Source organism: Streptomyces macrosporus (assembly GCF_039533145.1).
GTDB classification, from domain to species: Bacteria; Actinomycetota; Actinomycetes; order Streptomycetales; family Streptomycetaceae; genus Streptomyces; species Streptomyces macrosporus.
The window spans coordinates 234969-247701 of the sequence record NZ_BAAASZ010000026.1 but is presented as its reverse complement, the minus strand read 5'-3'; the positions used below and the strand labels follow the sequence as shown (position 1 = coordinate 247701).

Annotated in this window: 9 protein-coding genes; 3 read left to right on the top strand and 6 right to left on the bottom strand. The window is 71.9% G+C overall.

All coding sequences use genetic code 11. From position 1 onward, the window contains the following. The first annotated feature begins 89 nt into the window (after positions 1-89). The 3 genes from ABD335_RS18090 to ABD335_RS18080 all read left to right on the top strand — a co-directional run bounded on the left by ABD335_RS18090 (position 90) and on the right by ABD335_RS18080 (position 3907). Complete coding sequence (locus ABD335_RS18090) at positions 90-1316, top strand: thiolase family protein (RefSeq protein ID WP_344324182.1); 1227 nt, start codon at positions 90-92, stop codon at positions 1314-1316. Next, positions 1313-3442 carry a 3-hydroxyacyl-CoA dehydrogenase NAD-binding domain-containing protein gene (locus tag ABD335_RS18085; protein ID WP_344324179.1) on the top strand — a complete coding sequence of 710 codons (2130 nt, stop codon included), beginning with the start codon at positions 1313-1315 and terminating at the stop codon, positions 3440-3442. The genes ABD335_RS18090 and ABD335_RS18085 overlap by 4 nt, the downstream gene beginning before the upstream one ends. A gap of 108 nt (positions 3443-3550) precedes the next feature. Continuing rightward, entirely contained in the window at positions 3551-3907 is a 357-nt protein-coding gene (locus tag ABD335_RS18080; protein ID WP_344324176.1) for an NYN domain-containing protein, read from the top strand. Positions 3908-3922: 15 nt separating this feature from the next. On the opposite strand, the gene ABD335_RS18075 is transcribed toward ABD335_RS18080, so the two are convergent. The 6 genes from ABD335_RS18075 to ABD335_RS18050 all read right to left on the bottom strand — a co-directional run bounded on the left by ABD335_RS18075 (position 3923) and on the right by ABD335_RS18050 (position 12517). Next, positions 3923-5443: a glycosyltransferase family 39 protein gene (locus tag ABD335_RS18075; protein WP_344324173.1), complete on the bottom strand. Its 1521-nt coding sequence runs from the start codon at positions 5441-5443 to the stop codon at positions 3923-3925. Between the two features lie 113 nt (positions 5444-5556). Further along, positions 5557-7494, bottom strand: coding sequence for a 1-deoxy-D-xylulose-5-phosphate synthase (gene dxs / locus ABD335_RS18070; RefSeq protein ID WP_344324170.1), 1938 nt, complete (start codon positions 7492-7494; stop codon positions 5557-5559). 187 nt (positions 7495-7681) lie between these two features. Next, complete coding sequence (locus tag ABD335_RS18065) at positions 7682-8992, bottom strand: sugar ABC transporter permease (RefSeq protein WP_344324167.1); 1311 nt, start codon at positions 8990-8992, stop codon at positions 7682-7684. Continuing rightward, positions 8989-9777 carry an ATP-binding cassette domain-containing protein gene (locus ABD335_RS18060; protein WP_344324164.1) on the bottom strand — a complete coding sequence of 263 codons (789 nt, stop codon included), beginning with the start codon at positions 9775-9777 and terminating at the stop codon, positions 8989-8991. The genes ABD335_RS18065 and ABD335_RS18060 overlap by 4 nt, the downstream gene beginning before the upstream one ends. A gap of 101 nt (positions 9778-9878) precedes the next feature. Then, positions 9879-10985 (bottom strand): ABC transporter substrate-binding protein, encoded by a 1107-nt coding sequence (locus ABD335_RS18055; RefSeq protein ID WP_344324161.1) that lies wholly within the window; start codon positions 10983-10985, stop codon positions 9879-9881. A 311-nt stretch (positions 10986-11296) separates the two neighbouring features. Further along, entirely contained in the window at positions 11297-12517 is a 1221-nt protein-coding gene (locus tag ABD335_RS18050) for an ROK family transcriptional regulator (RefSeq protein ID WP_344324158.1), read from the bottom strand. Between the last annotated feature and the right edge of the window lie 216 nt (positions 12518-12733).

Sequence of the window (12733 nt, the reverse complement as noted above, 5' to 3'; positions counted from 1 at the left end):
TATGGCGGGAAGGACGCCGTCTCCGGCGACCGCTGCTTCCCCGGGGGACGCACCCCCGGACCCCTGGCCGCATCTGGAGGAGAGCCAACGTGCCTCGTACCGCTAGGGACGTCGTCTTCGTCGACGGCGTTCGCACCCCGTTCGGCAAGGCGGGCCCGAAGGGCATCTACCACGAGACCCGCGCCGACGACCTGGTCGTCAAGTGCATCCGTGAGCTGCTGCGCCGCAACCCGAGTCTGCCCCCGGAGCGCATCGACGAGGTCGCCATCGCCGCGACGACCCAGATCGGCGACCAGGGCCTCACCCTCGGCCGCACCGCCGGCATCCTGGCCGGACTGCCGAACACCGTGCCCGGCTACTCCATCGACCGCATGTGCGCCGGTGCCATGACCGCCGTGACCACGACCTCCGGGTCGATCGCCTTCGGCGCGTACGACGTCGTCGTCGCGGGCGGTGTCGAGCACATGGGTCGCCACCCGATGGGCGAGGGCGTGGACCCCAACCCGCGCTTCGTCTCCGAGAAGCTGGTCGACCAGTCCGCCCTGTTCATGGGCATGACGGCGGAGAACCTCCACGACCGCTTCCCGCACATCACCAAGCGGCGCGCCGACGAGTACGCGGTGCGCAGCCAGGAGAAGGCCGCCAAGGCGTACGCCGACGGCAAGATCCAGGCCGACCTGGTGCCGGTCGCCGTCCGCCGCACCGCCGCGGTCGCCGAGAACTCGGGCGGAGAGGCCGGCTGGGGCCTGGTCACGGCCGACGAGCCGATGCGCCCGGGCACCACCCTGGAGCAGCTCGCCGGGCTGAAGACCCCCTTCCGCACCCACGGCCGGGTCACCGCGGGCAACGCCGCGGGCCTCAACGACGGTGCCACCGCCTCCCTGATCGCCGCCGAGGACGTGGCGCGGGAGCTGGGCCTGCCGGTCAAGATGCGCCTGGTCTCCTACGCCTTCGCGGGTGTGGAGCCGGAGGTCATGGGCATCGGCCCGATCCCCTCCACCGAGAAGGCGCTGGCCAAGGCCGGCCTGTCGATCGACGACATCGGCCTGTTCGAGATCAACGAGGCGTTCGCCGTCCAGGTGCTGGCCTTCCTGGACCACTACGGCATCGCCGACGACGACCCGCGCGTCAACCAGTACGGCGGCGCCATCGCGTTCGGGCACCCGCTGGCCTCGTCGGGCGTCCGCCTGATGACGCAGCTCGCGCGGCAGTTCGAGGAGCAGCCGCACGTCCGCTACGGCCTGACCACCATGTGCGTCGGTTTCGGCATGGGCGGCACCGTGATCTGGGAGAACCCCCACTGGGAGGGCAAGTGAGCACCACCGCCGATCTGCTGAAGAGCGCGGCCGACCTGTTCCCCGACGAGGTCGTCACCAGCGCGCAGGTACGCCACCTCGACCTCCCCCAGGGAGCCGGGCGGTTCGCGCTGATCACCCTGGACAACGGGTTCGACCACACCAAGCCCACCACCCTCGGCCCGCAGTCGCTGGCCAACCTGGACAAGGCGATCGACCAGGTCGAGGCGGAGGCCGCCAAGGGCGAGATCGTCGGCGTCGGCATCACCGGCAAGCCGTTCGTCTTCGCCGTCGGCGCCGACCTCAAGGGCGTCGAGGTCGTCAAGAGCCGCGAGAACGCGCTGGCCATCGCCAAGGGCGGCCACGACGTCTTCAAGCGGCTGTCCTCCCTGGCCGTGCCCACCTTCGCGTACTACAACGGCGCGGCGATGGGCGGCGGCGTCGAGGTGGGTCTGCACTGCGGCTACCGCACGGTCTCCCGGGCCATCCCCGCCTTCTCCCTGCCCGAGGTCTTCCTCGGTCTGGTCCCCGGCTGGGGCGGCTGCACCCTGCTGCCGAACCTGATCGGCGCCGACCGCGCGGTCTCGGTGATCATCGAGAACTCGCTCAACCAGAACAAGCAGCTCAAGGGCGCGCAGGTCTACGAGCTGGGCATCGCCGACGCCATCTTCGACGGCGCCGACTTCCTGGAGCAGTCCCTGATCTGGACCGCCTCGGTGCTCCGCGGCGAGATCGAGGTGGACCGTCCGGACGTCGACCGCGGCGAGGCGTGGGACCAGGCCGTCGCCCGCGGGCGCGGCATCGCCGACGCCAAGGTGCACGGGGCGGCCCCGGCCGCGTACCGCGCGCTGGACATCATCGCGGCGGCCAAGAACGGCGACCTGCGGCAGGGCTTCGCGGCCGAGGACGAGGCGCTGGCCGACCTGATCATGAGCGACGAGCTGCGCAGCGGCCTGTACGCCTTCAACCTGGTGAACAAGCGCGCCAAGCGGCCGGCCGGCGCCCCCGACAAGTCGCTGGCCCGCCCGGTCACCAAGGTCGGCGTCGTCGGCGCGGGTCTGATGGCCTCGCAGCTGGCGCTGCTGTTCGTCCGCCGTCTGGAGGTGCCGGTCGTCCTGACCGACATCGACCAGGAGCGGATCGACAAGGGCGTCGCCTACGTCCACGAGGAGATCGACAAGCTCCTGCTGAAGGGCCGCGTCAACCAGGACAAGGCCAACCGCCTCAAGGCCCTGGTCTCCGGCGCGCTGGACAAGGCCGAGGCCTTCTCGGACGCCGACTTCGTCATCGAGGCCGTCTTCGAGGAGATGGGCGTCAAGCAGCAGGTGTTCGCCGAGGTCGAGGCGGTCGTGCCCGAGCACGCCATCCTCGCCACCAACACCTCCTCGCTGTCGGTCACCGAGATGGCGAGCAAGCTCAGGCACCCCGAGCGGGTCGTGGGCTTCCACTTCTTCAACCCGGTCGCCGTCCTGCCGCTGCTGGAGATCGTCCGCGCCGAGCAGACCGACGACGCCTCGCTGGCGACGGCCTTCGCGGTCGCCAAGTCGCTGAAGAAGACGGCCGTCCTGGTCAAGGACGCCCCGGCGTTCGTCGTCAACCGCATCCTGACCCGCTTCCTGGGCGAGGTGCTGCGCTCCATCGACGAGGGCACCCCCGTGGAGGTCGCCGACCGGGCGCTGGCGCCGCTGGGCCTGCCCATGTCGCCGATCGTCCTGCTGGAGCTGGTCGGCCCGGCGGTCGCCCACCACGTGGCGGGCACCCTCAACGCCGCGTTCCCCGACCGCTTCGGCGTCTCGGAGAACCTCGGCCGCGTCGTCGAGGCGGGCAAGCGCACCCTGTACGTGTACGACTCCGGCAAGCCGGAGCTGGACCCGGAGGTCGCCGCCCTCTTCCGCACCGGTGACACCGTCCTGACGGAGGAGCAGGTCCGCGAGCGCGCCCTGGACGCGATCGCCGAGGAGATCCGGCTGATGCTCGACGAGGGCGTCGTCGCCGAGGCGCAGGACATCGACCTGTGCCTGATCACCGGCGCCGGCTGGCCCTTCCACCTGGGCGGCATCACGCCGTACCTGGACCGCGAGGGCGTCTCCGAGCGCGTCACCGGCAAGCGGTTCCTGGAGCCGGGCGTCGCGAGCGTCCCGCGCTGAGCGGCACACCGCCGACGCACCGCCGACGCACCGCGTCCGAGGGCGCCCGCCCGCACGCCCCGTGCGGGCGGGCGCCCTCGCGTCGTGTGCGCGTGACACCCTGAAGCCATGTGTGAGCGCACTCTTCTGGTCGTGGACGCCGCCAACGTCGTCGGCTCGGTGCCCGACGGCTGGTGGCGGGATCGGCACGGGGCGGCCGAGCGGCTGCGGGACCGGCTCGCGGAGCGCGCGGAGCGCGGGGACGAGGAGATCGTGCTCGTCGTGGAGGGCGCGGCGCGCGAGGTGGCCTCCGTGCCCGGCGTACGGGTGGTGGCCGCCCCCGGCAGCGGGGACGACCGGATCGTGGAGCTGGTGGCCACCGAGGGCGCCGGGCGGCGCTGCGTGGTGGTCACCGCCGACCGGGAGCTGCGCGCGCGGGTGGAGGAGTTGGGCGCCGAGCCGGCGGGCCCCCGCTCGGTCCGCTGAACGCCCGGGCGCGGCTCAGCGTTCCGCGCGCAGGACGTACACCACCGCGCCGTCCACCCGTTCCACGCGCTCGTAGTGGGCCGCGAGGAAGGAGCGCAGGGTCGGCATCCGGGAGGGGGCGTACGGCTTGCCGCGCGAGTCGTCGACGACCACCTTCGGCGGATCCTTCGTCAGTTCGGCGCGGAAGGTCCGCCAACCGCCCTCGACGCCGTACCGCTCGCCCACCCGGTGCCCGTCCCGGCCGCCGCTGAAGTTGGTGAGCAGTCCGGCGGTGAGGTAGCGGCTGGCCGGGGCGCGGTCGGCGAACCAGTAGCCCTCCGGGTGCATGCCCCAGATCAGCACCTTCTCGTCCGGCGCGGCGTGCTCGCGCACGGCGGCGGCGACCCGTCGGGCGTGCTCCAGTTCGGTGTCGTCCGCCACCGCGGTCCAGCCCAGGAACACCGAGCACGACAGCGCGCAGCACAGCGCCGTGGTGCGCAGCCGGTCGGCGGGCAGCAGGCGCAGGGCGCCGGTGGCCAGCAGGACCAGCGGCGGCAGGAGCTGGAGGTAGTAGTGCCCGAAGAAGTGGAAGCCGGAGAGCACGGCGATCGCGGACGCCGCGAGCCAGACCCACAGATCGGGCGTCAGGACGCGGCGCCGGCCCGGCACCCGCCCGCGCAGCGCCGCCGCCAACGGCACCAGCAGTCCGACGTACCCGGCGGCCACGAGGGCGGTGTTGCCCAGCCCCCGGCCGAGCACGTGCAGTTCCGACCCGGCGAAGGAGGCGTACGAGCCGGAGCCGGTGACCGTCCAGAACAGGAAGCCCCGCCAGCCGGTGGCCAGCGCCACGGCCACGACGGGTACCGCGGAGCCGGCGCCGAGCCGGGCGAGCGCCGTCCACCGCTCCCGGCCGCGCGGCACCGACCGCCACAGCAGGTACGCCACGGGCAGCAGCACGGCGCCGCCCGTCTGTTTCACCAGGAAGGCCCCGGCGACCGCGAGCCCGGCCGCTCCCCAGCGCCGGCGGTCGGCGCACCAGACGGCCGCGACCGTGAACGGCAGCGCGAAGATCTCGAAGTTGGCCGCCTGGGCGTCCTCGGGGCCGAGGCAGACCGAGACCGGCGCGTAGAGCAGCCCGGCCGTCCATCCGGCCCGCTCGCCCCAACGGCGGCGGGCGAGGGAGGCCAGCAGGGCGGCCGTCGTCGCCACCGCCAACACGGCCGCGGCCTTCGGCGGCCACAGCGACTCGTCGCCGAAGAGGGCGAACGTCCCCTGGTACAGCCAGGGCAGCAGCGGCGGCTTGCGGTCGACGACGGTGTCGTAGAGCACACCGCCGTCCGCGAGCATCCGGGCCTGGGTGGCGAGGAAGCCCTCGTCGGGGTTCCACACCGGGCGCAGGAAGGACGGGACGCGGGTGAGCGCGGCCAGCGCCAGGAGCACGGGCAGCAGGACGGGCCAGAACGGTCGCGCGTCCGCGGCGGGACGGGCCGGCGTCCTCGGGTCCGTCGGCTCCGGCGCGCCGGCGGTGGAGCGCGGCGGCTCGGCGGCTGTCGGCATGGGCACCACCTGTCCGGTCGGGCCGACCGTCCGGCCGGCCCGACCGGGAACGGTCCCGTCCGGCGCGGCGTCGCGGGGCGCCGGGGCGTCGCGCCGGACGGGACCGGGCGTCGTCAGTCGTGGGTGATCTCGGCGGCGTGCTCGGCGGCGGACTCGCCGCCGTAGCGACCGTCGAGCTTGGCGACGAGCCCGGTGACCTGGCGGGCGATGTCCGGGGCGGTCAGGCCGATCTCGGCCAGCACCTCGTTGCGGGAGGCGTGGTCCAGGAACCTCGGCGGGATGCCGAAGTCGCGCAGCGGCACGTCCACGCCCGCGTCGCGCAGCGTCTGGGCGATCGCCGAACCGACGCCGCCCACCCGGATGTTGTCCTCCACGGTGACGACGACGCGGTGCCGGGCGGCCAGCGGCGGCAGCGCCTCGTCGACCGGCTTGACCCAGCGCGGGTCGACCACGGTGGTGGAGATGCCCTGCTTGTCGAGGAGGTCGGCGACCTCCAGGCACATCGGGGCCAGCGCGCCGACGGAGACCAGCAGGACGTCGGGCCGCTCGCCCTCCTCCAGCTCCGGCTCGCGCAGCACGTCCATGCCGCCGACCGTGCCGACCGCCGCGACCGCCGGTCCGACCGCGCCCTTGGAGAAGCGGACGACGGTCGGGGCGTCGTCGACGTCCACGGCCTCGCGGAGCTGGGCGCGGAGCTGGTCGGCGTCGCGCGGCGCGGCGATCCGCAGGCCGGGGACGACCTGGAGGATCGACATGTCCCACATGCCGTTGTGGGAGGGCCCGTCGGTGCCGGTGACCCCGGCCCGGTCCAGGACGAAGGTCACCCCGCACTTGTGCAGGGCGACGTCCATCAGCACCTGGTCGAAGGCCCGGTTGAGGAAGGTGGCGTAGACGGCGAAGACCGGGTGCAGCCCGCCGGTGGCGAGGCCGGCCGCCGAGACGGCGCCGTGCTGTTCGGCGATGCCCACGTCGTAGACGCGGTCGGGGAAGGTCTCGGCGAACTTCTGCAGGCCCACCGGCTGGAGCATCGCGGCGGTGATGGCGACGATGTCGGGGCGCTCGTGGCCGAGCTTGACCATCTCCTCGCCGAAGACCGAGGTCCAGTCCAGACCGGCGGCCGACACCGGCAGGCCCGTGTCGGGGTGGATGACGCCGACGGCGTGGAAGCGGTCGGCCTCGTCCTGGACGGCGGGCTGGTAGCCGCGGCCCTTCTCCGTCAGGCAGTGGACGATGACCGGGCCGTTGAAGCGCTTGGCGCGGGTCAGGGCGGATTCCAGGGCCGCTATGTCGTGGCCGTCGATGGGGCCGACGTACTTCAGGCCCAGGTCCTCGAACATGCCCTGCGGGGCGATGACGTCCTTGATGCCCTTCTTGGCGCCGTGCAGCGTCTCGTACAGCGGCTTGCCGACGACCGGGGTGCGGTTGAGGAGTTCCTTGCTGCGGGCGAGGAAGCGCTCGTAGCCGTCGGTGGTGCGGAGCGTGGCCAGGTGGTTGGCCAGACCGCCGATGGTCGGCGCGTAGGACCGCTCGTTGTCGTTGACCACGATGACCAAGGGGCGGTCCTTGGCGGCGGCGATGTTGTTCAGCGCCTCCCAGGCCATGCCGCCGGTCAGGGCGCCGTCGCCGATGACCGCGACGACGTGGTCCTTCCGGCCCGTCACCTGATTGGCCTTGGCCAGGCCGTCGGCCCAGCCCAGCACCGTCGAGGCGTGGCTGTTCTCGATGACGTCGTGCTCGGACTCGGCCCGTGAGGGGTAGCCGGAGAGGCCGCCCTTGGCGCGGAGCCGGGAGAAGTCCTGCCGTCCGGTGAGCAGCTTGTGCACGTAGCTCTGGTGTCCGGTGTCGAAGAGGACCTTGTCCCGCGGCGAGTCGAAGACCCGGTGCAGGGCGATGGTCAGCTCCACCACGCCCAGGTTGGGTCCCAGGTGGCCGCCGGTCTTCGAGACCGCGTCGACGAGGAAGGTCCGGATCTCCCGAGCGAGCTGATCGAGCTGGTCGGGGCCGAGCCGGTCGAGATCTCGCGGTCCCGTGATGCGGGTCAGCAGAGCCACCCGTGCCTCCTTGCTGGTCGAGCCGTACGGGCCTGTGCCGGTTCGACGAGTCTAGTGTTCCCCTCGCGACGGCGTACGGCGGCCGGCGCGATCCCCGTCACACGCGGGGCCCCGCACACGGCCGGTGCCGGGCCCCGCGTGGGGAGCCCGGCACCGGACGGGACGGTGTGGGTGCGGAACCGGCGGGTCAGCCGCGACCCGCGGACCGCTGGGTGCGCCGGGAGACCGAGTCGATGACGACCGCGGCCAGCAGCACGGCACCCGTGATCATGTACTGGACGGCGGCGGCGATGCCCAGCAGGGCCATGCCGTTGGCGATCGAGCCGATGACCAGCATGCCCAGCAGGGCGGACCACACGTTGCCGCGTCCGCCGAAGAGGCTGGTGCCGCCGATGACCGCCGCGGCGATGGCCTCCATCAGCAGGTTGCCGGTGCCGGCGCCCTGGTTGGCGGCCAGGATGCGGGAGGCGATCATCAGTCCGCCGAAGGCGGCCATGGTGCCCGCGATGGAGAACACCGAGATGCGGACGAGTTCGACGTTGATGCCCGCGCGGCGGGCCGCCTCGGTGTTGCCGCCCAGCGCGAAGACCTTGCGGCCGTAGGCGGTGCGCCGCAGCAGGAAGTCCAGCGCCACCAGCACGACCAGGAAGATCAGCAGCGCCAGCGGCATGCCCTTGTACTGGTTGAGCATGTAGGCGGCGCCGAAGGCGAGCACGGCCAGCAGCGCGGTGCGGACCGCGATCTCGCTCACCGGGCGGGAGGGGATGCCGGCCGCCGCGCGGCGCCGGGCGCCGAGGAACTGGGTGACGAAGAAGACGCCCACCGCGACCGCCGCGGTGCCGTAGGCGACGGCGATGTCGGCGAAGTAGTGGTTGGAGAGGGTGCCGACGAGGCTGTCGTCCCGCAGGTTGATGGTGCCGGTGGTGCCGAGCACCTTCAGCATCAGGCCGTTCCAGGCGAGCAGACCGGCGAGGGTGACGACGAAGGCGGGCACGCCGATCTTCGCGAAGAAGAAGCCGTGGAGCGCGCCGATCACCGCGCCGGTGAGCAGGGCCGCGAGGACCGCCACCCACTCGGTGACGCCGTTGTTGACGGCCAGTACGGCGAAGATGGCCGAGGCCAGACCGCTGACCGAGCCGACCGACAGGTCGATCTCGCCGAGCAGCAGCACGAAGACGATGCCGACGGATATCAGTCCGGTGCCGACGATGTAGACCGACAGGTTGGACAGGTTCTCCGCGGAGAGGAAGGCCGGGTCCATCGACTGGAAGATGGCCCAGATGATGATCAGGCCGACCACGACCGGGACGGAGCCCAGTTCGCCGGAGCGCATCTTCCGCTTGAAGTCGGTCCAGTAGCCGGCGAAGCCCTGCTCGCGCACCAGCAGCCGCGGGTCGACGGCGACGGTGGCGCCCTTGGCGACATCGTTGCCGTTCGTGGCCGGGGCGGTGTCCGCCGCGCTCTCGGACGGGGTCTTGGAAAGGTTGGTCTCGGTCACTGTCGGCTCCCCGCGGTACGCGCCTTGCGGCGGGTCACGGCGTTGTCCGTGGCGCCGGTGATGGCGGAGATGATCTCTTCCTGCGATGTGCTCGCGACGTCGAAGACGCCGTTGTTGCGGCCGAGTCGGAGCACCGCCACCTTGTCGGCGACCGCCTTGACGTCCGCCATGTTGTGGCTGATGAGGATGACGGCGAGGCCGCGCTCGCGCAGCCTCTCCACCAGGTCCAGCACCTGGGCGGTCTGCTCGACGCCGAGGGCGGCGGTGGGCTCGTCGAGGATGACGAGCTTGGGCTCGCCCAGCATCGAGCGGGCGATCGCGACGGTCTGCCGCTGGCCGCCGGAGAGCGAGGCGATGGGGATGCGGACGCTGGGGATGCGGATCGACAGGGTGTCGAGCAGTTCCCGGCTGCGGCGCTCCATCTCGATCTCGTCGAGCACGCCGCCGCGCTTGATCTCGCGGCCGAGGAACAGGTTGCCGACGACGTCGAGGTTGTCGCAGAGGGCGAGGTCCTGGTAGACGGTCGCGATGCCCAACTCCTGGGCGTCGTGCGGCCGATTGACCTCGACGGGCCTGCCCTGCCATTCGAAGACACCCTCGTCGGCGGGGCTGACGCCGGCGATCGTCTTGACGAGGGTGGACTTTCCGGCGCCGTTGTCGCCCACAAGAGCGACGACCTCGCCGGCGTGGACCTCCAGTTCGACATCGGTGAGCGCCTGAACGGCACCGAAGCGCTTGGAGATTCCGCGCAACGCCAGTACAGGCGTAGCGGACACGTGAACCAACTCCTAGAAGAGCGCGAGGGGATGACCGGCCGGTGCCCGCGCCCCCGGCGGGGTGGGAGGGGGCGCGGGCACCGACGGGGTCGGGGGACGGTCCGGGCGGCTTACTTCAGGCCGGCCTTCTCGCACGCCTTCTCGTACTCCGGCGTGCAGATGTCCTCGATCTTGTAGAGACCGTCCTTGATGACGGTGTCCTTGAGGTTCTCCACGGTCACCGCGATCGGCTCGATCAGGGTGGCGGGAACGTCCTTGGCGGTGGCGCTGTCGACGGTGGTCTCCGTCTTGGGGTCCTCGCCGCGGGCGACGGCCACGGCCATCTCGGCGGCGGCGTACGCCTCGGGCTTGAACGGCTTGTAGACCGTCATGAACTGCTCACCGGCGACGATGCGCTGGACACCCGCGAGCTCGGCGTCCTGGCCGGTGACCGGGGGCAGCGGGTCGACGCCGGCGCTCTTGAGCGCGGTGATGATGCCGCCCGCCATGCCGTCGTTGGCGGAGTAGACGCCGACGATGTTCTTCTTGCCCAGGGAGGCGATGGCGCCGCTCATGTTCTTGTTGGCCTCTTCGGGCTTCCAGCCGGTGGTGTCGTAGGACTTGCCCACCTTGACCTTGCCGTCGAGGACCGACTTGGCGCCCTTCTTGAACTGGGCGGCGTTGGGGTCGGTCGGCGACCCGTTCATCATGACGATCTGGCCGTCCTTGGCCTTGTCGCCCAGTTCCTTCAGCAGGGCCTCGCCCTGGACCTTGCCGACCTGCTCGTTGTCGAAGGAGGTGTAGGCCGCGATCGGGCCCTCGGCGAGGCGGTCGTAGGCGACGACGGGGATGCCGGCGTCGGCCGCCTTCTTCACCGAGCCCGCGATGGACTTGGCGTCCACGGCGTCCAGGATGATCGCGTCGACCTTCTTGGTGACCATCGAGTTCATCTGCTGCTGCTGGGTCGACGCGTCTTCCTTGGCGTTGACGTAGCTGACCTTGCAGTCGGGGCACAGCTCCTTGATCTTCTCTTCGATCAGGGGCTTGTCGAAGTTCTCGTAACGGGCCGTCTGGTCCTCCGGCAGCAGCAGACCGATGGTCAGCGGGCCGTCCTTCTTCTTCTCGCCGCCGCCCGAGCCGTTGTCTCCGGCCTCCTTCGCGCTGCCACAGGCGGCGAGCGAGACGGCCATGGCGGTCGCGGCCATGGCCACAGCGGCACGGCGCAGTTGCGTGTTCATCCAGGAACCTCCCTGACGAGGCCGCGTCACTGCGGCCGAGGTGGCAGGAAGTCAACTCGGAGGGACAACTGCCGTCAAGAAGTAAATCCTTAACGAGAACGCAACGATGCCTTGCGTGAACAAAGTGAACGCAGAGTGGCTATGAGAGCGCTCTCTCGATCAACCGGTCCAGTCCGACCGTCCGGTCCTTCGAGGGGTGTCCGCCCGTCCGCCGCCTCCGACGGACCCGACAAGGCCGGTGGGGCCCCGCGGGGCGCGTCGGCCGCCCGGAACGGGGGCCCGGAGCGGGGAGGGGGCCGGACCGCGGGGGCTCAGGCCCCGGCGGACGCGGCGACCGCCGGCACGGCGCCCACGGCGTTCAGCGAGCCGTCCAGCAGCGTCGAGTCGCCCATCTCGCTCAGCACCAGCGCCAGCGCGCCCAGCACCTCCGCGCGCCCGCCGAGGGCTCCGGGGACGACCTTCAGCCGCCGGGCCGCGCTGGGGATGGCGTACCGGGAGACGGAGTCGCGGATCGGGTCGAGCACCAGTTCGCCGGCCTCGGCGAGGTCGCCGCCGAGCACCACCCGGCTGGGGTTGAGCAGGTTGCAGAGGTTGGCGACGCCGCTGCCGATGTGGCGCCCGACGTCGGCCACCACCCGGCGGCAGCCCAGGTCGCCCGAGCGGGCGAGCCGGACCATCTCGGCCATGGTCAGCTCGGGGCCGTGGCTCGGGCGCAGCAGGGGCAGGACGTAGGGGGCCGCGGTGAACGTCTCCAGACAGCCCCGGTTGCCGCAGCGGCACACCGGGCCGGACTCGTCCAGGGTGATGTGGCCGATCTCCCCCGCCGTGCCGCCGGGGCCGCGGTAGATCTGCCCGTTGATCACCAGCCCCGCGCCGACGCCGCTGGCGACCTTGATGTACGCCAGGTCCCGCGCGCCGCGCCCGCCGCCCCACACCAGCTCGCCGAGCGCGCCGAGGTTGGCGTCGTTGTCGACGTGGACCTCCACGCCGAGCCGGGCGGCCATCTCCTCGCGCGGGTTGGCCCCGGCCCAGCCCGGCAGGATGGCCGTCGAGCCCAGCGCCCCGGTCTCGACGTCGATGGGGCCGGGGACGCCCAGGCCCATCCCGATGACCTTCTCGCGGCCGAAGCCGGTCGAGGAGATCAGCCGCTCGACGAGCTGTTCGGCCCGGTCGAAGCCCTGCGAGGCGGAGACGTCCACGTCGAACGGCTCGGCCTCCTCGGCGAGCACCTGGTGGGCCAGGTTGCCGATGGCCACGCGCAGGTGCGAGTGGCCGAAGTCGACGCCGACGACGATCCCGGCGTCGCCGGAGAGCGAGACGCTGCGGGCCCGACGGCCGCCGGCGGAGGTCGGGGTGACCTCGACCGTGCCGTTGTCCTTCAGCTCCCGGACGATGTTGGAGACCGTCGCGGCCGACAGTCCGGTGGTCCGGGCAATCTCCGCCTGGGTGAGCGAGCCCGCCATGCGCACGGCCCGTACCACCCGTTCCAGATTGGCCCGGTGCAGCGAGGACTGCGACCCCGGAGTCTCCACGACCCATCCACTCCCGCCTCGACGGGAGGCTCGACCACCTGCCCGTCGGCCGCACCACGCCAACGGGGTGCGGCTTGTCTCCAACACGTGAACTCTAAGAACAGCCCGAAGCGTTATCTCCCGTCAAGACCTTGAGCGGGGTGAACGCTGGGAGAGCGATCATTCGCGGAGAGTGTCCGCCCCGGACGGCGCGAGGCGGCCACCGCGTCCGCGGTG

What these genes read in the sequence shown, in the direction of transcription:
- ABD335_RS18075 (WP_344324173.1), bottom strand. Translation starts at nt 5,443, where the DNA reads ATGCCGACAGCCGCCGAGCCGCCGCGCTCCACCGCCGGCGCGCCGGAG.
- ABD335_RS18080 (WP_344324176.1), top strand. Translation starts at nt 3,551, where the DNA reads ATGTGTGAGCGCACTCTTCTGGTCGTGGACGCCGCCAACGTCGTCGGC.
- ABD335_RS18055 (WP_344324161.1), bottom strand. Translation starts at nt 10,985, where the DNA reads ATGAACACGCAACTGCGCCGTGCCGCTGTGGCCATGGCCGCGACCGCC.